The sequence below is a fragment of the Rhodococcus sp. B50 genome (assembly GCF_013602415.1).
Classification (GTDB): domain Bacteria; phylum Actinomycetota; class Actinomycetes; order Mycobacteriales; family Mycobacteriaceae; genus Rhodococcus.
The window spans coordinates 1508535-1530226 of the sequence record NZ_WPAG02000002.1; the positions used below are offsets into that span (position 1 = coordinate 1508535).

Annotated in this window: 22 protein-coding genes; 11 read left to right on the plus strand and 11 right to left on the minus strand. The window is 67.9% G+C overall.

Annotated features, from left to right (window positions below):
- Positions 1-8: 8 nt before the first annotated feature.
- The gene (locus tag GON09_RS07255; RefSeq protein ID WP_213931219.1) at positions 9-1421 is read right to left on the minus strand and encodes a replication-associated recombination protein A; all 1413 of its coding nucleotides are present in this window, start codon (positions 1419-1421) and stop codon (positions 9-11) included.
- A 95-nt stretch (positions 1422-1516) separates the two neighbouring features.
- Here GON09_RS07255 and GON09_RS07260 point away from each other — a divergent pair, with 95 nt between their 5' ends.
- Complete coding sequence (locus tag GON09_RS07260; RefSeq protein ID WP_213934331.1) at positions 1517-3154, plus strand: alkaline phosphatase D family protein; 1638 nt, start codon at positions 1517-1519, stop codon at positions 3152-3154.
- A gap of 22 nt (positions 3155-3176) precedes the next feature.
- Here GON09_RS07260 and GON09_RS07265 read toward each other — a convergent pair whose 3' ends face one another.
- The 3 genes from GON09_RS07265 to aspS all read right to left on the minus strand — a co-directional run bounded on the left by GON09_RS07265 (position 3177) and on the right by aspS (position 6766).
- Positions 3177-4340, minus strand: coding sequence for a kinase (locus GON09_RS07265; protein WP_213931220.1), 1164 nt, complete (start codon positions 4338-4340; stop codon positions 3177-3179).
- 205 nt (positions 4341-4545) lie between these two features.
- Positions 4546-4815: a DUF4235 domain-containing protein gene (locus GON09_RS07270; protein ID WP_213931221.1), complete on the minus strand. Its 270-nt coding sequence runs from the start codon at positions 4813-4815 to the stop codon at positions 4546-4548.
- A 169-nt stretch (positions 4816-4984) separates the two neighbouring features.
- The gene (gene aspS / locus GON09_RS07275) at positions 4985-6766 is read right to left on the minus strand and encodes an aspartate--tRNA ligase (protein WP_213931222.1); all 1782 of its coding nucleotides are present in this window, start codon (positions 6764-6766) and stop codon (positions 4985-4987) included.
- Positions 6767-6905: 139 nt separating this feature from the next.
- Here aspS and ypfJ point away from each other — a divergent pair, with 139 nt between their 5' ends.
- Complete coding sequence (gene ypfJ, locus GON09_RS07280) at positions 6906-7823, plus strand: KPN_02809 family neutral zinc metallopeptidase (RefSeq protein ID WP_213931223.1); 918 nt, start codon at positions 6906-6908, stop codon at positions 7821-7823.
- 108 nt (positions 7824-7931) lie between these two features.
- On the opposite strand, the gene GON09_RS07285 is transcribed toward ypfJ, so the two are convergent.
- Complete coding sequence (locus GON09_RS07285) at positions 7932-8231, minus strand: protease inhibitor I42 family protein (RefSeq protein WP_213931224.1); 300 nt, start codon at positions 8229-8231, stop codon at positions 7932-7934.
- 112 nt (positions 8232-8343) lie between these two features.
- On the opposite strand from GON09_RS07285, the gene GON09_RS07290 reads away from it, so the two are divergent.
- Together GON09_RS07290 and GON09_RS07295 are read left to right on the plus strand one after the other, a co-directional pair.
- Entirely contained in the window at positions 8344-8847 is a 504-nt protein-coding gene (locus tag GON09_RS07290) for a hypothetical protein (RefSeq protein WP_120282400.1), read from the plus strand.
- Positions 8848-8877: 30 nt separating this feature from the next.
- A complete protein-coding gene (locus GON09_RS07295; RefSeq protein WP_213931225.1) occupies positions 8878-9486 on the plus strand; it encodes a hypothetical protein in 609 nt (202 codons plus the stop codon).
- A gap of 21 nt (positions 9487-9507) precedes the next feature.
- Here the strand turns inward: GON09_RS07295 and GON09_RS07300 are convergent, their stop codons facing one another.
- Positions 9508-10299 carry an SDR family NAD(P)-dependent oxidoreductase gene (locus GON09_RS07300; RefSeq protein ID WP_213931226.1) on the minus strand — a complete coding sequence of 264 codons (792 nt, stop codon included), beginning with the start codon at positions 10297-10299 and terminating at the stop codon, positions 9508-9510.
- A 180-nt stretch (positions 10300-10479) separates the two neighbouring features.
- Between GON09_RS07300 and GON09_RS07305 the strand changes: the two genes are divergently transcribed.
- Positions 10480-12213 carry a RecQ family ATP-dependent DNA helicase gene (locus GON09_RS07305; protein ID WP_244865430.1) on the plus strand — a complete coding sequence of 578 codons (1734 nt, stop codon included), beginning with the start codon at positions 10480-10482 and terminating at the stop codon, positions 12211-12213.
- 46 nt (positions 12214-12259) lie between these two features.
- Here GON09_RS07305 and GON09_RS07310 read toward each other — a convergent pair whose 3' ends face one another.
- Together GON09_RS07310 and GON09_RS28715 are read right to left on the minus strand one after the other, a co-directional pair.
- Positions 12260-12694, minus strand: a complete 435-nt coding sequence (locus tag GON09_RS07310) for a DUF4383 domain-containing protein (RefSeq protein ID WP_213934332.1) — start codon at positions 12692-12694, stop codon at positions 12260-12262.
- Between the two features lie 280 nt (positions 12695-12974).
- The gene (locus tag GON09_RS28715) at positions 12975-13097 is read right to left on the minus strand and encodes a hypothetical protein (protein WP_016933989.1); all 123 of its coding nucleotides are present in this window, start codon (positions 13095-13097) and stop codon (positions 12975-12977) included.
- 423 nt (positions 13098-13520) lie between these two features.
- Between GON09_RS28715 and GON09_RS07315 the strand changes: the two genes are divergently transcribed.
- Together GON09_RS07315 and GON09_RS07320 are read left to right on the plus strand one after the other, a co-directional pair.
- A complete protein-coding gene (locus GON09_RS07315) occupies positions 13521-14888 on the plus strand; it encodes a hemolysin family protein (RefSeq protein WP_213931228.1) in 1368 nt (455 codons plus the stop codon).
- Positions 14881-15894: a hemolysin family protein gene (locus GON09_RS07320; RefSeq protein ID WP_213931229.1), complete on the plus strand. Its 1014-nt coding sequence runs from the start codon at positions 14881-14883 to the stop codon at positions 15892-15894. The genes GON09_RS07315 and GON09_RS07320 overlap by 8 nt, the downstream gene beginning before the upstream one ends.
- A 73-nt stretch (positions 15895-15967) precedes the next feature.
- Here the strand turns inward: GON09_RS07320 and GON09_RS07325 are convergent, their stop codons facing one another.
- The gene (locus GON09_RS07325) at positions 15968-16747 is read right to left on the minus strand and encodes a pirin family protein (protein ID WP_213931230.1); all 780 of its coding nucleotides are present in this window, start codon (positions 16745-16747) and stop codon (positions 15968-15970) included.
- Positions 16744-17769: a pirin family protein gene (locus tag GON09_RS07330; protein ID WP_213931231.1), complete on the minus strand. Its 1026-nt coding sequence runs from the start codon at positions 17767-17769 to the stop codon at positions 16744-16746. The genes GON09_RS07325 and GON09_RS07330 overlap by 4 nt, the downstream gene beginning before the upstream one ends.
- Positions 17770-17861: 92 nt before the next feature.
- On the opposite strand from GON09_RS07330, the gene GON09_RS07335 reads away from it, so the two are divergent.
- Both GON09_RS07335 and GON09_RS07340 read left to right on the plus strand, forming a co-directional pair.
- A complete protein-coding gene (locus tag GON09_RS07335) occupies positions 17862-18341 on the plus strand; it encodes a MarR family winged helix-turn-helix transcriptional regulator (protein ID WP_213931232.1) in 480 nt (159 codons plus the stop codon).
- A gap of 92 nt (positions 18342-18433) precedes the next feature.
- The gene (locus tag GON09_RS07340; protein WP_213931233.1) at positions 18434-18877 is read left to right on the plus strand and encodes an acyl-CoA thioesterase; all 444 of its coding nucleotides are present in this window, start codon (positions 18434-18436) and stop codon (positions 18875-18877) included.
- A 26-nt stretch (positions 18878-18903) separates the two neighbouring features.
- Here GON09_RS07340 and GON09_RS07345 read toward each other — a convergent pair whose 3' ends face one another.
- A complete protein-coding gene (locus tag GON09_RS07345; protein ID WP_213931234.1) occupies positions 18904-19932 on the minus strand; it encodes an Rv2578c family radical SAM protein in 1029 nt (342 codons plus the stop codon).
- A gap of 196 nt (positions 19933-20128) precedes the next feature.
- Here GON09_RS07345 and GON09_RS07350 point away from each other — a divergent pair, with 196 nt between their 5' ends.
- Both GON09_RS07350 and GON09_RS07355 read left to right on the plus strand, forming a co-directional pair.
- Positions 20129-20464 carry a type VII secretion target gene (locus tag GON09_RS07350; RefSeq protein ID WP_213931235.1) on the plus strand — a complete coding sequence of 112 codons (336 nt, stop codon included), beginning with the start codon at positions 20129-20131 and terminating at the stop codon, positions 20462-20464.
- Positions 20464-21687: a hypothetical protein gene (locus GON09_RS07355; protein ID WP_213931236.1), complete on the plus strand. Its 1224-nt coding sequence runs from the start codon at positions 20464-20466 to the stop codon at positions 21685-21687. The genes GON09_RS07350 and GON09_RS07355 overlap by 1 nt, the downstream gene beginning before the upstream one ends.
- Positions 21688-21692: the final 5 nt, after the last annotated feature.

The window sequence follows — 21692 nt, forward strand, 5'->3', positions numbered from 1 at the left end:
AGAGGCGGTCACCGCTCGCCGCGCACGATGCGGCGCAGCTTGGGCAGCCGGGCCGACAGTTCCCGCTCCACGCCGCGGCCGGTGGGCTCGTAGTAGTCGACACCGACCAGCTCGTCCGGGGTGTACTGCTGCGCGAGCACACCGTCCGGATGGGCGTGCGGGAACTTGTAGCCGATCGCGTTGCCGAGCTTCTGCGCGCCCTGATAGTGACCGTCGCGCAGATGCGCGGGTACCGGCCCCGCCTTGCCCGCTTTCACGTCGGCGATGGCGGCGCCGAGCGCGGCGGTGACGGCTCCGGATTTCGGTGCGGTCGCGATATGGATGGTGGCCTGGGCGAGCGCGAGCTGGGCTTCGGGCATGCCGACCTGCTGCACGACCTGCGCCGCGGCGACCGCCGTCTGCAGAGCGGTGGGATCTGCCATACCCACCTCCTCGCTGGCCTGGATCATCAGGCGACGGGCGATGAAGCGCGGGTCCTCGCCCGCGACGATCATGCGCGCCAGATAGTGCAGAGCCGCGTCGACGTCGGAGCCGCGCAGCGACTTGATGAAGGCACTCGCGACGTCGAAGTGCTGATCGCCGTCGCGGTCGTAGCGGACGGCTGCCTCGTCGATGCTCGACTCCACCGTCGCGAGGTCGATGACGGCGCCGGCGTCGCCGGCCACGGCGAGGGCGGTGTCGGCGGACGCCTCGAGCGCCGTCAGGGCCCGCCGGGCGTCGCCTCCGGCGAGCCGCACGAGGTGGTCGAGCGCGTCGTCGGCGATCTCCACCGCGCCGGCGAGTCCGCGAGCGTCGGTGCGGGCACGTTCGAGCAGCGCCCGGATGTCGTCGGGTCCGAGTGGCTGCAACTGCAGCACGAGCGACCGGGACAGCAGTGGGGCGACCACGGAGAACGACGGGTTCTCGGTGGTCGCCGCGACCAGCAGCACGATGCGGTTCTCGACGGCGGCCAGCAGTGCGTCCTGCTGGGTCTTCGAGAAGCGGTGGACTTCGTCGATGAACAGCACCGTCTGCTCACCGTGGGTGAGCCGCCGGCGCGCCAGATCGATGACGGCGCGCACGTCCTTGACGCCCGCCGACAGTGCGGACAGCGCTTCGAACCGGCGTCCCGTGGCGCCGGAGATCAGCGACGCCAGGGTCGTCTTGCCGGTGCCGGGCGGACCGTAGAGCACCACGGAGGCGGCGCCCGATCCCTCGACGAGTCGCCGCAGCGGCGCCCCGGGTTCGAGCAGGTGCTGTTGTCCGACCACCTCGTCGAGACTCGCGGGCCGCATTCGCGCGGCGAGCGGTGCATTCGCGCCGCTGGGTGCGACCGAGGTCCGGCGGACCTGCGGTTCGATGTCCGGTTCCGGTTCGCGTGGCGCCTCGAACAGGGCGTCCGGTTCGGCAGACGGGTCGTTCGCCCCGAAAAGATCACTCACGCATCCGACGCTACAAGCTCGCGCCGACGCCCGGTCGACGACCGTATGTGACGTTCGCGTGGACGGATGTCCGACTGTGTGGTCGGATCGTGACCGTGGCCACGACACCGTTCGCCGATCATGTGTCCCGCCGCGCCGTGCTCCGGTCGTCGATCCTCGCCGCCGGTGCTGCGGCGTTCGCGACGACCTCGCAGCCGGCGCACGCCTCCCCGGCGGTCTTCGCGCACGGTGTGGCATCGGGAGATCCACTGCCCGACGCGGTGATCCTGTGGACGCGGGTGACGCCGTCGCCGGAGGCCGCACCCGGTTCGGGTGCGGGGCCCGACGTCCCCGTGACCTGGGAACTGGCCCGCAGCAGCAATTTCGATGCGGTCGTCTCGAGCGGCACGGTGACGGCGAGTGCGGTCTCCGACCACACCGTGAAGGTCGATGTCCGCGGACTCGCACCCGGCTCGACCTACTTCTACCGTTTCCGTGCCGCCGGAGCCGTCTCCCCGATCGGCAGGACGTTCACGGCACCTGCTCACGACGCCGCAGTCGGACGTCTCCGGCTCGGGGTGGTGTCGTGCTCGGATTGGGAAGGCGGGTTCTTCTCCTCCTACCGCCATCTCGCCGCACGCGAGGATCTCGACGCCGTGGTGCACCTCGGCGACTATCTGTACGAGTACGCGGCGGGGAAGTTTCCCGTCGCCGGCGGCCGGGCCGTCCGCGCTCACCTGCCGGCGCACGAGATCGTGAGCCTCGCCGACTATCGGATACGACACGCGCAGTACAAGACCGATCCGGACCTGCAGGCACTGCACGCGAAGGTCCCGTGGATCGTGGTGTGGGACGACCACGAATCCGCCAACGACGCGTGGGCAGGGGGAGCGGAGAACCACGATCCGCTCGTCGAGGGCGACTGGGCGGCCCGCAAGGCGGCATCCGTGCAGGCCTACGACGAGTGGATGCCGGTCCGCACGAATGCCGGACGTCTGTATCGCCGTCTGCGCTTCGGGCGGCTCGCCGAACTGTCCATGCTGGACCTGCGGAGTTATCGATCCGAACAGGTTCGCGGCGGCGGACGGCAGGTCGACGATCCGGCGCGCACTATGACCGGGCGGGACCAGATGGAATGGCTCACCGCCGGCCTGACCACCTCCCCCACCCGGTGGCAACTGATCGGCAATTCGGTGATGTTCTCCCCGATCCTGCTGCCACCCCTCGATCCACGGACCACCGGCGCGCTGACCGAGCTCATCGGAGCCCCGGCCGGAGGCGTGCCCTTCAACACCGACCAGTGGGACGGTTACACGGCCGACCGCCGACGGCTGCTCGACACGATCACGACGGCGGGTCTGCGGAACGTCGTCTTCCTCACGGGCGACATCCACACCTCGTGGGCGATGGACGTCCCCGTCGACGCCGCCGACTATCCGGGGGCGGGCACCGCCGCCACGGAGTTCGTGGTTCCTTCGGTGACGTCGGCGAACATCGACGAGCTGCTCGGTGTGCCACCGAGGAGCACGTCGCCCGCGCTGGAGGCGACGGCAACTGCGACCAACCGTCACGTGCGGTTCGTCGAACTCGACTCGCACGGCTACGGAGTACTCGACGTAACGCCCGATGCGACGCAGATGGAGTGGTTCTTCATCGGCGAGCGAACGGATCCGAACACCGCAGCGCGGCGCGTCGCGGGATACCGGGTGGCCGACGGTGCGACGAGGATCGAGCCGGCTCCTCCCCTGCTCTAGGCGCCGGCCCGGAGTGACCGGTCTAACCGGCGGCGCGGTCGTCGAGGTGGGCGAGCACGTCGCGGGCGTGCGCGGCGACGTCGTCGTGGCCCGTCTCCGAGGCGAATTCCGCGAGCAGCGACCAGCGAGCCCGGAGCGCGGGGATGCGGGGTACCGACAGTCCGTGCTCGCGCACCGATGCGATGCGCGCGTGGTCCTCGGGCAGGAACAGATGCGTGCTCAACCAGATGCACGCGAGCAAGGCGTCGAGCAGGCGTTCTTCGAGCACCTCGTCGTAGGCCAGCTGCGGCCACATGGCTACGACCTCGGCGCGCCAGGCGTCGGCCATCGCTCGGATGCGGTCGACGGAGAGCGGCACCGAGCACAGGCACAGCGGGAAGGAGCTGAGGGCATACGCGATGTCGAGCGTCGCGTCGCGGAAGCCACCCCATTCATAGTCCAGGAACTGCACGCCCTCGTCGCCGACCACGATGTTGTCGGGGCACAGATCGGACGGGCTGAAGGCCCGGAAACGTCCGCCGGTGAACAACTTGGACGCACGCTCGGCACGCTCGCGCACCGACTCGGGTACGGCCAGACCGAAATCCGCCTCGAGAAGTTCGGGGACACCCCGCACCGCGTCGAGGGCCTGCTGGGAGACCGCGTCGGCGACACGCGCGACGTCGGCGCGGCGCAACAGGGCCGCGAAGTCCTCCTCACGACCGACGGTCGCAGCATGCATGCGCCCGAGCGCCTGTGCCAGGGCCATCAGGGTGTTCCCGGCGGTCTCGGAGCTGTTGCGCAGCACCTCCGCCAGGGTGGTCGCGTCACCGAGGTCGCTGAGCACGAGCAGACGGGCGTCGAAGTCGTAGGCGAGCAGTTCGGCACCCGGACGATGATCCTTCGCGAGGGCCGTCGTGAACTGGTAGGACACCGCCTCGCGGAGGAAGGCGATCTGCTCGTCGGTCTCGGAACCGCGGAAGTCGACGTGACCGGCGCCCCGGGAAGGCGGCACCTGCTTGAGGACCAGAGTGCGCGGAAGCGAGAAGGGATTGGCGGCTACTCGTACCCGAACGACCACCGAACGACCACTGCCACCGAGATCCACTGGATCGGTGAGGGTCACCGTGGCGCCGGTACGACGCGTGAGCAGCGCTTCGGCGGCGTGTACCACCTCGGACACGGGGTCTGCCAATGTTGCGGTCATCACTGCCCAATCTACAGGTTCTCGGTCACGACGAGGTCGTCCACAAGGCTCGGATCGAACGGGACCTTGTTCACGCACGTCCGTTTCACCACGTCGCTTTTGACTGTTTTGCGAGGCAGAACTCGCTGATCACCCGGGCGTGTCCACGTCCGCCGCCACCCGACGCGGACCTGCACGCGTCGGTCACGATAGGGACACGTCCCCACTATTCCGGTGAAACGTGTGTCACCTTCTGAAATCCACGGGCGGTGCCGCGGTCCACGGCAGCCTTCACGACACCGAAGATCAAACCCTGGAGGGCGGCCGCGACGAGCACATCCCGGGTGCGCTGCGACAGATCCTGAGGTTCGGGCCGTTCTTCACTGTCGCCGACTTTCTTCCACACCTGGTTGAACACTGCGCCGGCGAGAATGCCGCCTCCCACACTTGCTGCGAGAGCGAGCGGCTTGTAGAAGATCACACGTGCGTCGGCCATCGATACCTCCTCGATCCGCCGCCCCCGTTGGCGCCGGACCGACGGAGTACCCGGACAGGATTCTCACAAACCTCATCGAACCCACGAACCCCGCCGGGGACCCCGCACACGATGGCGCGGTGTCGCCGCCCGGAGACGAACGGCACCGCGCCATCGGAAGTGCACGAAATCAGGAGTTGTCGGCGCCCTCGGCCTCCGGCACGAAGTCGATGCCCGACTCCTTGCGCTGCTCCGGCGTGATCGGTCCGGGAGCGTCGGTCAGCGGATCGACACCGCCGCCGGACTTGGGGAACGCGATGACCTCGCGGATCGAGTCGACCCCGGCGAGCAGCGCGGTGATGCGGTCCCAGCCGAAGGCGATACCGCCGTGCGGCGGCGCACCGTACTTGAACGCCTCGAGCAGGAAGCCGAACTTCTCGTTCGCCTCCTCCTCCGGGATGCCCATCACCTTGAAGACCCGCTCCTGGATGTCGGGGCGGTGGATACGGATCGAGCCGCCACCGATCTCATTGCCGTTGCACACGATGTCGTAGGCGTATGCCAACGCCGAACCAGGATCGGTGTCGAAGGTGTCGAGATACTCGGGCTTGGGCGAGGTGAACGCGTGGTGCACCGCAGTCCACCCCGAGTGGCCGAGGGCCACGTCGCCACTGGCAGTCGCGTCGGCCGCGGGCTCGAACAGCGGGGCGTCGACGACCCACACGAACGCCCAGGCGCTCGGATCGATCAGATCGAGCTTGCGGGCGATCTCGCCGCGCGCGGCGCCGAGCAGCGCACGCATCGGCTTGGTGGGGCCGGCGGCGAAGAAGATGCAGTCGCCGGGCTTCGCACCCACGTGCGCGGCGAGCCCGTCGCGTTCGGCGTCGGTGAGGTTCTTGGCGACCGGGCCGCTCAGCGTGCCGTCCTCGCCGACGAGCACGTACGCGAGGCCCTTGGCGCCGCGCTGCTTGGCCCACTCCTGCCACGCGTCGAGCTGACGGCGCGGCTGGCTCGCACCACCGGGCATGACGACGGCACCGACGTACTCGGCCTGGAAGACGCGGAAGGTGGTGTCCTTGAAGAACTCCTTGCACTCCACGAGCTCGACGCCGAAGCGCAGATCCGGCTTGTCGGTGCCGAAGCGGCGCATGGCCTCGGCGTAGGTCATGCGCGGGATCGGGGTCTCGAGTTCGTAGCCCACCAGACGCCACAGCGCGTGCAGCACCTCCTCGGCCAGAAGGATCACGTCGTCCTGGTTCACGAACGCCATCTCGATGTCGAGCTGGGTGAACTCGGGCTGACGGTCGGCGCGGAAGTCCTCGTCGCGGTAGCAGCGCGCGATCTGGTAATAGCGCTCGATGCCTCCGACCATGAGCAACTGCTTGAACAGCTGCGGGGACTGCGGCAGGGCATAGAAGTTGCCGGGCTGCAGGCGTGCGGGCACCAGGAAGTCGCGGGCGCCTTCCGGTGTCGAGCGGGTGAGGGTCGGGGTTTCGACCTCGACGAACTCGTGGTGGGCGAGGACGGCGCGGGCCGCTGCGTTGACCTTGCTGCGCAGCCGGATGGTCTTGCCCGGCTTCTCACGGCGCAGGTCCAGATAGCGGTACTTCAGGCGGGCTTCCTCACCGGCCTGGTCGTCGAGCTGGAACGGCAGCGGGGCCGCCTCGTTGAGAACGACGAGCTCGGAGGCGTCGACCTCGATCGCACCGGTCGGGATCTCGAAATTCTGGTTGCCCTCGGGGCGGACCTCCACCTTGCCGGTGATCCGGACGCAGTACTCGGCGCGAAGTCGGTGCGCCTGTTCGAGGACCCCGGCACTACGGAAGACCACCTGCGAGACACCCGAGGCGTCGCGCAGGTCGATGAAGATGACCCCGCCGTGATCGCGTCGCCGGGCAACCCAACCGGTGAGGGTGACAGTCTGCTCGGCGTGCTCGGCTCGCAACGAGCCGGCGAGATGGGTGCGCAGCACGGAATTCCTTTCGAAACGATCAACGACGGGTTCGTCGGCTGTAATCCTACGAAAGACACGATCGGCCCGAGCGCCCCCGTACCGAATAGTTCGTGCCAAGCTTGTCCGAATCCGACGAACACAGGAGAAAGCGGCGGCGATGACGTTCAGAGAAGGTGCGCGCATGGATGCGGGCCGCGTCCGTACCGGCGGCGGTGGGCGCGGCGGAAAGCTCGCTCTCGGTGGCGGGGCCGGCGGCCTGATCGTCATCATCCTGGCATTGCTGTTCGGTGGGGATCCTTCCTCGCTGCTCGGATCGGGAGTGCCCGACACGTCCGGCAATGCGCAGGCCGAGAGCGCCCTCGAGGAGTGCGAGGTCGGTGGCGCCACCGCCAACGAGAACGTCGACTGCCGGGTCCTCTACACCGTCGGGTCGCTGGATTCGGTGTGGGAGCAGCAGTTCGCGACCCAGACCGGAGTGGCCTACGTCCAGCCGGGCGTCGAGATCTTCACGTCGGCCACGTCGACGGGTTGCGGCAACGCCACCAGCGACATCGGGCCGTTCTACTGCCCGGCGGATCAGACCGCCTACTTCGACACCAGCTTCTTCGACGAACTCGAGACCCGGTTCGGCGCCAGCGGCGGTCCGCTCGCGCAGGAATATGTCGTCGCGCACGAATTCGGCCACCATCTGCAGAACCAGCTCGGCGATCTCGGACGCGCGCAGGCCGATCCGCGCGGTCCCGAATCCGGTGCCGTCCGTACCGAACTGCAGGCCGACTGCTACGCCGGAGTGTGGGCCTACCACGCCGACAAGTTGCCCGAACCGACCACCGGCGAGCCTTTCCTCGTACCCCTCACCGACACCGACATCCGCGACGCGCTGTCGGCCGCATCCGCCGTCGGCGACGACCGGATCCAACGGGCCGCCACCGGTCGGGTGAACCCGGAGGGCTGGACTCACGGCTCGTCGGAGCAGCGCCAGGCCTGGTTCCTGGCGGGATACCGCACCGGCCGGGTCGACGCGTGCGACACCTACTCGGCGCGCGATCTCGACAACCCGCCGGCGCTGCGCTGACCCCGCGCATCGGGTGCGGCACCGTCGGCGTACCGAGGAATCCCTACGTCACGTGACCGTGACCGTCCTGCTCCGTCACGCGACCGTGACCGTGACCGTCCTGCTCCGTCATGCGACCGTGACTGTCATGTTCGCGCGATCGGCGACGAGGTCGGTGTGCTTCCGCATGCGCAGGGAGATGGGCCAGGTACCGGCGCGGCGCGCCTTGAAACTGAAGACCCGTTCGCCGGCACCTCCCGGCAGCGGGTTCTTCGACGGCAGGAATCGGATGTCACGCAGGACGAGTCCTTCTCCGATCCTCGACGTCGACCAGCAGTAGTCCCGGGAGGTGTTCTCGGGAAGGTGCAGCTCGATCGTGTCCCCGACACCGACCGTGACGTCCTTCGGACCAGTGGCGATGTGCTTCATGACCTCAGAATAGCTCTCGAATGTGATTCTCCTCACCAGTGCGACTGCGAGGGCCGCACACCCTCGGCCACGCCGATGTGTGATGAGACACAGAACGGGGCATCCGTTGCCCATGCACGAGGAACGAGCCGGAATCACACGCAGCGACGCGGTGATGGGAGGGCGCCTTCTCGCTCTCGCCCATGAGAACGGTTACAGCGAACTGACCGAAGAGGTTGCGGCGCTGGTGTCGAGCGCCGGTTCGGACTCGCCGTCACAGATCACTCCCCCGCTGTACGGCGGAGTATTGAGGTGGACGGTCTCGACGATCGCCGACGTCGTGGTCGACAAGATCGGCCCGCAGGTACGCGGCGACGAATCCTTCGAACTGACCATCCGGACCGAGAGCGGCCGTCACGTCCGACCGGAGGAACTCCCGCAACCGGAGAGCACCGTGATGAAGGCGGTCGTCGATGCACTCGCCGGCGACTCCGTCGCGGCTCGCAGCGATCTCGACGAAGTGGTCTTCGCGATGGACTGGGCATCGCAGATGGAAGCACTGGTCGAGGCGGTGCTCTGGCTCGACCGGCTTCTCGACACACCGGTACCGGACGGGAACGACACACCACCCTGGTGACCGCCGCACACGGAAGGGCGTAAACGACCGATGCCCTCGTTCACGCCCCTGACCCCCGAGGCCCTCGCGGTCTCTGTCGCCGACCGTGCCGAGGCGCTCACCGGAACCGTGTGCGTCGCCGTGAGTGCGCCCGACGCGGCGGACCCGGTGGAACTCGCGCGGCGAATCGCGGCGGAACTGCGAACACGGGGGCGTGCCGCCGACGTCGTCGAACTCCACGACTTCGTCCGGCCCGCGTCGCTCCGGCTCGAGCACGGGCGGACCGATCCGTACAGCTACCGGCACGACTGGTTCGACTACACAGCACTCGACCGGGAGGTGGTGCGAGCGCTTCGCGAACAGCACCGATGGCTTCCTCGGCTGTGGGACGAGGACACCGACCGCTCGGCACGCGAACTCCCGCGGGGAGCGGCACACGACCAGGTTCTCGTCGTCGCCGGTCCGATGCTCCTCGGCCGCGGCCTCGACTTCGACGTCACCGTCTCCCTGACGATGTCCCGTGGGGCGCTCGAAAGACGAACGCGCACCGAGGATCACTGGACGATCACCGCGTTGCTCGAGCACGGCGAGACGGATGCGGACGTGCTGGTGCGCTACGACCATCCCACCCGCCCGGCAGCGCAGACCAGATCCGCCTGACCGGGTGCTCTCGTCGCGGGGTCAACTCCTCGATCGCGGCTTCGCCAGGACCCGGTGGACGGCCGAGGTCACGACGTCGGGCGCCACCGTACCGAAGGCCGCCATGGATTTGGCGAGGAGGGAACCGGGCACCACGTTCCGCTCGCCGCGCATCAACGCGGCATATCCGTCCCGGGCCACATGAGCCGGGTCGTCCTTGGGGGACTTCCCCAGCAGGGTGTCGAGCATCCCGGCACGCGCGAAGAAATGAGTGTCGGTGGCACCGGGCAACATCGACGTGAGCGTGACCCCGCTGCCGTCCAACTCCTTCCGGACACCGTCGGCGAAGGACTGCACGAAGGCCTTGGACGCGTTGTACACGGCTTGGTAGGGGCCCGGCATCTTCGACACGACCGACGACGTGATCAGCATGCGGCCCGATCCCGACCGCAGCATGTCGTTCAGCAGCAGGTGCGCCAGATGCACCGTCGAGCGCACGTTGACGTCGACGATCGAGAGCACGTCCTCGAGCTCTGCATCGACGAATGCGCCGCCGGTCCCGACACCGGCGTTGAGCGCGGCAGCGGCCGGCACGCGACCGTCGGTCGTGGCGGCTTCGTGGACCGCCCTTACGCCGTCCGGCGTCCGCAGGTCGGCGTGGACCACCACCACATTCACGCCCGTCTTCTCCAGGTCGGCCGCGACCGAGTCCAGCGCGTCCGATCTCGCTCCCAGGACGAGGTCGTAGCCGTCGGCCGCGAACAGGGCCGCCAACTCCCGGCCGATGCCTCGCGAGGCTCCGGTCACCAGAGCACGGGGTCGGGCATCGTTCATATCTCCTCCTCGGCACGTATCGAGCCTCGACACGCATGGAGCTCGGGTACCCACACCTTGCCGGGCCGACACGACAGGCACCGGACCCGCGAGTCGTTTGGGTGGGGCGCGTCCCCGGGTATGCGGCAGGCATCCTGCGCTCGCCCCCCTCGGGCAATCCATACGGAATTTGGAGTTCACTTGCAGCACAAGACGTATCAATCCTCGCCCGAACGAGCGTGGGACGACGCACGCGAGGAACTCTGTGCGACCGCGCAGACGGTCTTCGGCTGGAGCACTCTGCGCCCCGAGCAGCTGGACGCCATGGTGCCGCTGCTCGACGGACGCGATGTCCTTGCCGTCATGGCCACCGGATCCGGGAAATCCGCGATCTATCAGGTGCCCTCGTTGCTGCTACCGGGGGTGACCGTGGTCGTCTCCCCTTTGATCGCGCTGCAGAACGATCAGATCGCCGGTCTCGACCACTCGGAGGCGCCCGACGCGGTCGCCATCAATTCGCGCCAGCGGGAGTCCGAGAACGAGGCGAACTGGCGTGCCGTGCTCGAACACGACGCCGACTACGTCTTCCTCGCCCCGGAACAACTCGTCAAGGACGAGGTCCTGGACCGTCTGCGCGACGTGCAGGTCTCGCTCCTCGTCGTCGACGAGGCGCACTGCGTCTCGATGTGGGGTCACGACTTCAGACCGGAATACCTGCGCCTGGGCGACGTGGTCGAGACTCTCGGCCGACCACCCGTCGTGGCCCTCACCGCCACAGCTTCACCGCCGGTCCGCGAGGACATCGTCGCGGCGCTGGGCATGCGGGATCCACTCGTCGTCGCCGGCCGATTCGACCGGCCGAATCTCGACATCGAGGTGCGCAGGCACACCGACGACGGAGAGAAGCGGCGCGCCGTCGTCGAGGCCGTGACATCGATGCCCGGACCGGGGATCGTGTACGCCGCGACCCGCAAGGACACCGAGCGCTACGCCGATGCCCTGCGCGAACGCGGGATCGAGGCGTGCCCCTATCACGCCGGGATGCGCGCCGGTGAGCGCGAGGACGTCCACCTCGGATTCCTCGACGGCCGCTGCGACGTGGTGGTGGCGACCTCCGCTTTCGGCATGGGCATCGACAAGCCGGACGTGCGTTTCGTCGTCCACGCCTCGATACCCGATTCGGTCGATTCCTACTACCAGCAGATCGGGCGCGCGGGACGGGACGGGGAACCGGCCACCGTCCTGATGTTCTACCGGCCCGAGGATCTTTCCCTCGCGACCTTCTTCACCACCCACAATCCCGACGAGGAGTTGATCGCCCGGGTGTTCTCGGCGGTTCGAGCCGGGTCACCGATGCGGCTCGGACAGTTACGTGCCGAACTCGACGTGCGGGGGCGCAGGTTGTCCAACGCGGTGAACCTGCTCGAACGGTGCGGAGCTCTCGTCTCCGGCCCACGAGGGCTCTCCGCCACCGACATCTCGAGCCGGAAGGCTGTCGAGCGCGCACGGGAGACGGCGGCGGCGGGTGAGCGCCTGGACCGCTCCCGCGTCGACATGATGCGTGGCTACGCCGAGACCCGCGGGTGCCGGCGCCGGTTCCTGCTCGGATACTTCGGCGAGGCGCTCCCCGAGCCGTGCGGCCGGTGCGACACCTGCCGGGACGGCGCCGCCGACGAGGCCGGGACGGTTACTGCGCTTCCGTCCACCAGCGGATGCTCCTCCGTGCTCGCACCGAACACTCGCGTCGTGCACGCCGAGTGGGGACCGGGAATGGTCATGACGGGCGAGCACGATCGTGTCACCGTCCTGTTCGACGACGAGGGTTATCGGACGCTGTCGCTCGAGGCGGTCGCCGAATCGGGTGTACTCACGGTCGACGACGACGACGTCCCCACGGAATTCGGACCTGCCCATACCGAAGAACCCGTGGAATGAGCCACGGGTTCTTCGGTTTCCGTCATCACGACGGGCGGGGTACAGGTCAGGGGCGAACCGTGCCCGGGGTGGTCCGCGTCCGCGTCAGGAGCACACCGAGGGCGATCATGCCCACGCCCAGAACGAAGTGCAGCCAGTCGTCCGCCGAGTTCACGGGCACGAAGTTGGCGCTGCTGTCCTTGTCGATGATCAGGCCGTAGATCCAGAGCACCAGGTAGATCGCACCGCCGATGATCAGGAAACTGCGAGCGGTGGCTGCGGCGCGGGCCGCAGCAAGTCCCAGGACACCGAACAAGAGGTGCACGATGTTGTGCAGGATGGAGACCTGGAAGATCCCCAGGAGCATTGCCTCGGAATGGTGGCCTGCGCCCGAGAGTTGGTCGTAGTCCGTCGTGACCCCCGGGATGAAACCGAGGATGCCGACCAGAAGGAACACCGCGCCTACTACGAGCGCGGCCGTCTGCACCGGGGTTGCCGTCATCGAGCCCCGGGTGGGTCGTGGGGATTGGGATGTCATGATTCGCGTCCTCTCACCGAACGTCCGTCTGCGTCGAGTGGTCCGAATTACGCTGAGTGGTCCGAATTGCACCCACCGGGTAGCCCTGCCGAATCGAACCCAAACGTCGGTTTTCCGCGTACCGCACCGCGGGCGACCGCCGAGCCCGAGGTCGCCCGCCGCCATATCCGCCCGCCCCTGTCGTCTCCCCCCGGACACGACGAAGGCCCGCGGGCGTACCCACGGGCCTTCTGGTCGGCGAGGCTCAGGCCTGGCTGCTGCCGAACGCATCGCCGGCAGCGTCAGCGGAACCGGTGAAGAAGTTCAGCACGTCGAACAGGTCGGAAAGGTTACCGAAGAGGTCGACAAGGAACTCGAGTGCAGGCACGGGCTTCTCCCATCAATGGAACAACATCGAAGTTGTGACGACTCGCGTCGACACGCGATCCAATTGTTACCTGCATTCGACACCCGCGCAGCACAAAGAATTGTAATCCCGAACACAAAGCGGCCCTAGCAGGGAAAACATCGAGAATCCGATGGAAATCGGCCTGATATGTCGTATTTCTCAGGGAATTTCCGGTCGGGACAATACGGTCTATTCGGGGGAATCCACATATTACAAGATCGCCTTGTGACCATACCTCCACCCGACGGTGGGAACTTCCGCCGGTGTCCGTTCGTCCTATCCTGTGAGTGCACCTGCCCGTCCGACCCCCGAGAGAGTCATGAAACGCCCCAAGCGAAAACCTCGAAGACCCGTCCCGCCCAGACGTGACGATCTCCTCGTCACCCGAGCCCGGTCCCTGCAGTGCTGACCGCCCTCGGAATCGCGGCGGGCATTCTTGTCGTTCTCGCCATCACTGCTCTGACCGGCTATTTCGTCGCGCAGGAATTCGCGTATATGGCCGTCGACCGCTCCCGCCTGAAGGCCCGCGCCGAAGGCGGTGACACGGCTGCGGCCCGCGCACTGACGGTCACCCGCCGCACCTCCTTCATGCTCTCGGGCGCTCAGCTCGGCATCACCGTCACCGGCCTGCTCGTCGGCTATGTCGCGGAACCATTGATCGGTAGCGGCCTCGGCGAGTTGCTCGGCGGTGTGGGCATCCCCACCGCCGTGGGTGTCGCGGTCGGCACCGTGCTGGCCGTGCTCTTCTCGACGGTGGTCCAGATGGTCTTCGGAGAGTTGGTACCGAAGAACCTGGCCATCGCCCGCCCCGAACCGGTCGCCCGCCGACTCGCCCTGTCGACGAGTGCGTATCTCGCCGTCTTCGGCTGGTTGATCAAACTGTTCGACGCGTCGTCGAACCTCCTGCTGCGAGCCCTGCGCATCGAGCCGGTACACGATGTCGAGCACTCCGCCACCCCGCGCGACCTCGAACACATCGTGGCCGCGTCCCGGGAGACCGGCGAGCTACCTCCGGAACTGTCCACCCTGCTCGACCGGATCCTCGAGTTCCCCACGCGCACAGCCGAACACGCGATGATCCCGCGTTCGCGTGTCGACGTCGTCGACCTGGAGGAGCCGGTGACCACGATCCTCGACAAGATGAGCGAAGGTCACACCCGCTACCCCGTGGTGGGCACCTCGTCCGACGATCTGCGCGGTGTCGTGCACCTCCACGACCTTCTCGGCCTCGACACTCCGTCGGGCACGGCCGCGACGGTCTGCCGACCGCCGGTGATCGTGCCGGCGACGCTGGCACTTCCGGAGGTTCTCACCGAGCTGGCCCGGGCCGAGGACGAGATGGCCCTGGTGATCGACGAGTACGGCGGTTTCGCCGGCGTCGTCACGCTCGAGGACATCGCGGAGGAGTTGGTCGGCGAGATCGCCGACGAGCACGATCCCGCGGTCGCCGTCGAGGTCATCCGTCCCGAGGGCGACGGTTGGCTGGTCCGAGGCGACGCGCACATCGACGAGGTGGCCCGCACCCTCGACCACGATCTGCCCGAGGGCGACTACGAGACACTCGCGGGTCTGGTCATCACCGAGTTCGGCGGCCTTCCCGAGGTCGGCGACACCGTCCGGATCACGCTCGATCCCGATCCGGCCGAACTCGTGCACGAGGAGGGTCCGACTCACCGGACCCTCGTGGCCGAGGTACGCGATATCGACAAACACGTGCCGTCGTCCGTGCACGTGACCGTTCTGACGGACGAGGTGACCGGCGATGAGTAACCCTGTGGTCGTCGCGGCGGTGACGATCGGCCTGATCGCCGCCAGCGCGTTCTTCGTCGCGGTCGAGTTCGCACTCATTGCGGCGCGGCGACACCGACTGGAGGACGCAGCAGCGTCGAGTCGCTCGGCACGGGCTGCTCTGCGCAGCGCCTCCGAGCTGTCGGTGCTGCTCGCAGGATCCCAGCTCGGCATCACGGTATGCACGCTCGCGCTCGGCGCGACGACGAAGCCTGCCGTGCACCACTGGCTCACCCCGTTGTTCGAGAACTGGGGCGCACCGCTGTGGCTCGCGGACGTGGCCGGTTTCGTCCTCGCCCTGATCATCGTGACGTTCCTCCACCTCGTCGTCGGTGAGATGGCGCCGAAGTCGTGGGCGATCGCCCATCCGGAGAAGTCCGCCACGATGCTGGCACTGCCGATGCGCGCGTTCATGTGGGTGACCCGGCCGTTGATCGTCCGGTTGAACCATATGGCGAACTGGTGTCTGCGGAAGGTCGGTGTGGACCCGGTGGATCAGGTCGCCGAAGGACAGGATCCCGATGCGCTGCGGCACCTGGTCGAGCATTCGGCCACGGTCGGCACGCTCGACGAGCGTTATCACGGACACCTGAGCAGCGCGCTCGAACTCGAGACGCTGACACTCGGCGACATCGTCACGCCGCAAGCGCAGCCGAGCAGCGTGAAGCCGACCTCGACCGGCGCCGAGATCCGTGAGACGGCCTATCGCACAGGACATCTTCGACTGCTCGTGCGGGCCAACGGTCACGTGGACGGTGTGGTGCACGTGCGCGACAGTCTCCAGGCCGCTCCCGGAACCACCGCGGCCGAACTGATGCGTCCGGCGCTGACGATCGACGCGGGGACGCCGGTCTACGAGGCCCTGACGACGATGCGGGAGACCAGGAACCATCTGGTCACCGTCACCGAGAGCGGCCGGATCGTCGGTTTGATCACCCTGTCGGACGTGCTGGCCCGACTGCTGCCGATGAGCGGCGCCACGAACTGACGTACTGCCGCGACAGGCCCGTCCCGGATCTCCGGGACGGGCCTGTCGTCGTTCCTGTCCCGATCGGGACCGTTCAGGATTGTCCTAGTGCGGCGTGCATCTCCCAGACGATGACCTCCGCGCCGGTCGCGGTGCTGAGCTGGCGGCCACCGCCGCCGGCGATCCGCACGGCGTCTCCTTCGGCGAGATGCCCGGCTCCTTCGAGCGCCGCTTCCCCTCGCGCGACGAACACGTGCAGGAGGGGCGCGTCGGGGAGCATCACGGGACGGTCCGGATGCATCCGCGCGACGTGCATGGCTGCGTACTTGTTACGGATGCGGATCGCGGAATGGTCGGCGTAGGCTTCCATTCCCGATGCGACCGGCACGAGACCGCCGGAGAGCAGTTCGTCGTCGATCTCGAGCTGTTCGTATCCGGGCTCGATGCCCGCTTCGTCCGGCAGCACCCACATCTGTACGAAACGCACCGGCTCGTCGTGCTCGGCGGCGTAGGAGCCGGTGGCGCCGGTATAACGCCACGAGTCGTTCTTCTCGGAGTGGAGGATCCCGGAACCTGCACTCATGCGCTGCGCGAGCCCCGGGTAGATCACCCCGGAGTGTCCCGTCGAATCCTGGTGCACGAGCGACCCGCGAAGCACCCACGTGACGATTTCCATGTCGCGGTGCGGGTGGGTGTCGAAACCGGCTCCGGGACGGACGATGTCGTCGTTGTTGACCATGAGTACGCCGAAATGGGTGTTCTCCGGGTCGTAGTGGTGGCCGAACGAGAAGGAATGTCTCGAATCGAGCCAGTCGATCTTCGTGTGGAGGCGGTCGTCCGCGCGGCGGACGTCGAGTATCGGTGCGGTGCTCATGCGGGGTCCTGTGTCGGGCAGTTCGGATCTGCGGTGGGCGGATTGCGGCGGGGGCGGATACGCGCCTGAGGCAAGGGTGGCGCCGGAAGGCGATCGACCCGGCCGGTATAGCCGGAGACGCTGCCGAAGCGATCGGATTCGCGCTCCCACGCCTCCCGGTACGCGACGATCTCGTCGTGGTCGCGCCCGACGAAGTTCCACCACATCACGATCTCCTCGCCGAGGGGTGTTCCTCCGAGGAGGACGACACGTGCAGGTTCGTCCGTCGTGTTGGTCAATTCGAGGGCAGGCACGCCGGTTCCGGTGTATCCGAGGGCGGCTCGCGTGAGCACGGTGCCGAACAGCGCGACCGTACCGGTGTCGACGAGCACGCCGTGTTCGAACGACGGATCGACGTCGAGGGTGATGCTCGCCGCGGGATCCAGAACGATCTCGGCCCCGAGCAGCGGCGTGAACGTCGTCACGGGCGACTCCTGGCCGGCGAGCGACCCGAGGAAGACCTTCACGGCGGCACCGGGCGCCCGGACGATCGGAGGCACGTGATGCTGGAAGTCGCGGGGAGCGTCGCGGTGCGCATCGGGCAGGGCCACCCACAATTGCACGCCGTGCAGGATGGTGGTCGCGGTTGTGGAGACCTCGGAGTGGCAGATCCCGTGGCCTCCGGTCATGAGGTTCATCTCCCCCGGCCTCACCATCGCATGCACGCCGTGACTGTCGCGGTGTTCGATCTCTCCGGTGAACAGCCACGACACCGTCTGCAGTCCGGTATGAGGGTGTGGTGCGACGTCCATGCCCCCGGTGCGGGAGACGTCGTCGGGGCCGTAGTGGTCGACGAAGCACCACGCGCCGATGAGCGAGCGCTGCCGTTGCGGAAGGGTGCGGCGGACGGCCATCGCCCGGGGGCCGCCGAGCGGGACCTCCCGCGAGGTGATGATCTCCACCCGGGGACGGCGTGCGTCCCGGATCGGAAGATCCTCCGTCCGGCAGTGGATCTCCTCGGGGCGGGTGTCGGTGTTGCTCATGCCGCTCGACTCCTCTCGGTGGTCTGTCGCTCGACCCTTCCAGTGTGTCACATTTGATTGCGCAGTCAACTAACACGGGTACACTGGACTTCATGGGAGAAACGACGTGGCTCAACGACGACGAACAGCGATTGTGGCGCGCCTATCTGGATGCGACCCGCCTGTTGTTCCAGAGTCTCGACAGGCAACTACTGCGCGATTCCGACATCTCCTTCACCGATTTCGAGATCCTCGTCCTGCTGTCCGAGGCGCCCGAGCGGAGGATGCGTATGCGCGACATCGCGGATGCCAGCACCACGACCCGCAGTGGCATCACCCGGGCGGTCTCCCGCATGGAGAATGCAGGATGGGTGCGGCGCGTGGAGTGCGAATCCGACCGGCGGGGGGCCTGGGCGGAACTCACGGACGCCGGCTACGCGCGACTCGCCGCAGCGGGGCCGGGCCACGTGGACGCGGTCCGCGAGAACATGTTCGACCTGCTCTCCTCCGACGACATCACGTCCATGACCGAGACCTTCACCCGAATGCGTGATCGCATGATCGACGGTAAGCGGTCGGCCGCCACCTCCTAGCGGGCACACCCCTGCCGCCGGGACAGCGACACCGACCGTCTCACGGATATGTTGACCGGGTCACAGTCACGACCCCGAAGGCGGTACCCCCGATGCGGTACGACCCGCGACGCACCTCGCTCGACCTCTATCCCGTCCAGCGCACGATCACCCCGCTGTTCGGCGACACCGACGCGCTCGGGCACATCAACAACGTCTCCATCGCCCGCTACTTCGAGCAGGCCCGGGTCCTCGTCATGGAAGCCGTCTCGTCGGCGCTGGGCGGCACACACCCCTTCGAACGGGCGGTACTCGCGAAGATCGAGATCAATTTCCTCGCCGAGGTCTTCTATCCGCACGACATCGTCATCGCCACCGGCGTACACCACATCGGGACATCGTCGGTCGTGATCGGGTCGGCACTGTTCCAGCACGACCGGTGCGTCGCGCTCGCCGATTCGGTGGACGTCGGCACCGCCGCCGAAGGCGGATCACGACCGATCCCCGAAGCATCGCGCCTCGCGTTCGAGAAGTTCCGGCTCGCCTACGACGACTGACACACCGATTCCTCGCGGGAGATGTGTCAGAACAAGGTGAGCGCTGCCTCGGACTCGGGGACGCGCGTATCTGCGCGCAGCACATCTCCCGCACCGCGACGAGCCGATTCCCGCGCCCCGAAACGGTGACGTTCGAGCAGGGGCGCGATCCGTTCGTCCAACCACTGCGAGTACTCGGGCGCGACGTACGCGCCCCGGCCGTAGAGGCGGCGATAGCGGCGCATCAGAGCGGGATGCTCCTGGGCGAGCCACGACAGGAACCACCCACGCGTCGAGCCGCGCAGATGCAACGGAATCACGGTGACGCCCGACGCGCCGGCCGCAGCCACGGAGTCGAACAGAGTGTCGAGGTGCTGCCGCGAATCGGTGAGGAAGGGCAGCACCGGCGCGACCATCACACGGCACGACAACCCGGCGTCGACGATGGCCTCGACGAGATCGAGACGGGCCTTCGGTGACGGCGTACCCGGTTCGATGCGCGCGGCGAGTTCGGGATCTCCGATCGGGAGCGACACCGCGACCGACACGTCGACCTGACCCGCCGTGAGCGACAGCAGCGGGAGATCCCGGCGCAGCAGCGTGCCCTCGGTGAGGATGGAGAAGGGGGTACCGGATTCGGCGAACGCCCGGATGACACCGGGCATGAGCCGATACCGGCCTTCCGCACGCTGATAGGGATCGGTGTTGGTGCCGAGCGCCACGTGCTCCCGATTCCAGGATCTCCGCGCGAGTTCGCGACGCAGGACGGCGGCGACGTTGGTCTTGACGACCACCTGCGAATCGAAATCGTGCCCGGCATCGAGGTCGAGGTACTCGTGCGTGGGCCGGGCGAAGCAGTACCGGCAGGCGTGGGTACACCCGCGGAAGGTGTTGACGGTGTACCGGAACGGCAGCCGGGTCGCTTCCGGGGTCCTGTTGAGTGCACTCTTGCACAACACCTCGTGGAAGGTGACGCCCTCGAACTCCGGGGTGCGGACACTGCGGACGAGGCCGGCCCGTTCGAGGCCCGGCAGAGCTCCGTCGTCCGCATCCACAGTCTGACCCGCCCACCGCATGACTCCAGTCGAACATGTGTGCTATTCGCTGTCAACAGATCGCCGGCATCAGGTGCGATCGAATGTCGCGCACCCGGTCTGCAACGAATTCATCGCCCATGACGTGGGTTCATCCACAGGCCGGCCAGGACCCGGTGGCTCCCCCGGTTCCCTCGAGTTACAGTGCTCGCCACACTGATCTTCGATGGGGGGTTCGATGAGCGGTCTGTTTCCCGGTGCCGAAATCCGGGTGGTGCCCGACGGAATTCGAGCGTTCGGGACCACGAGTCTTCGTGCGGCCGAGCACGTCGCGCAGGCAGGGGCGTTCGATCTGCAGGCCAACATCTCCGCGTTGAGTCCCGCCCTGGGACTCATCGGAGGCGAGTTCCTCGCCGTGTTCGCCGCAGCGCAGTCCGAGCACACCCGCGCCGTCGCACAGCTGTCGTGGGCCTATGCGTCCAACGGCATCGCGGCGCACGAGGCCGCCACCGGTTACGAAACCGCCGACACCGGAACGGCTTCTGCCCTCTCCGACGCCGCGGGAGGACTGTGATGCAGGGATCGGCCGCAGACGCCGCAGCAGCACCCGTCACGTCACCGACCGTCCTCGACGCACTCCGCGCATCACCGATCGGACCGGTCCTCGACGCCCCGCTTCCCGCGCTACGGCAACCCGTTCTCCCGGAGCCGGGTCTACCCCTCCTCGAAGCGAACTCGATCGTCGAGCTGCTCGAATCGATTCCCGTGCCCGTGCTGCCCGATCTCGAGGCGATCGTGCGGCCGCTCACCGAACTCGGGTCGACGTTCGGCACCGGCATCCTCGACTCGCTCGATCCAACGGCGATCCTGCACCAGGGGTCGCGCCTGCTCGAGACCGCGACCACTCTCGGGCGCAGTGCGCTGCACGCGCTTCCCGAGTCGTGGGAGGGCGCGACGGCCGACGAGGCCGCCGGTCACGGCGTTCGGGCTCAGCAGTCCGCGCTCGAACTGGCGGACCGCGGCGACCGGATCGGCGACGTCACCCGCGCCGCCACGGCGAGCGTCGAACGCGGCAACATCGAATTGACCGGCATCGCACAGTCGTTCGTGGCCACGGCGGTTGCGGCCGCCCCCGCTCTGGCGACACCGCCGGGCCAGGCCGCCTTGCTGGCGTCGGCCGCACAGCATCTCCAGGCGGCACTGGCCGTCGTCGCGCGTACGCGAGGCGAACTGGCGGTTCACACCGCCACGATGGCCGCGTTGACCGCGCCGATTCCGGTGCCCGCGCCGGTCGCGGTGGCGGGGGTTCACGAGATGCGCACGATCGCTACCGCCGCAGCCGATGTCGCATCGAGTGCCGCTGCGCCGTTCGGCGCGGCCGCCGCTCACGCCGCGACCGCCCCCACCACCTACGCATCGACGGTGCCCACCGCGCACGCGGCGGTCCCGACCGTCGGTGCGTCCGTCACGGGTTCGGCCGGAACGGTGGCGGCGGGAGTCCTCGCCGGTCACGGCACCGCGGGGGCCGCGTTCGGGACTGCGGGTGTGCCTGCCTCCGCTCCGATCCCGACCGTGGCGGGTACGGGCGGAGGGTCACCGGCGTCCACCGGCACGACCCCGGTCGGACGTACTCCTGCCACCGGCGGGATGGTTCCCGCGACGTCCGGCCGTGGGTCCGAGGACGAGGAGCACCGTTCCCCTCCTCGTCTCCTGAGAGCCGCCGCGATGAGCACCGAGGTGGTCGGTGAGTTGCCGTTGGTCGTTCCCGCGGTGATCGGTTCGTACGACGACCGGTGAGCACC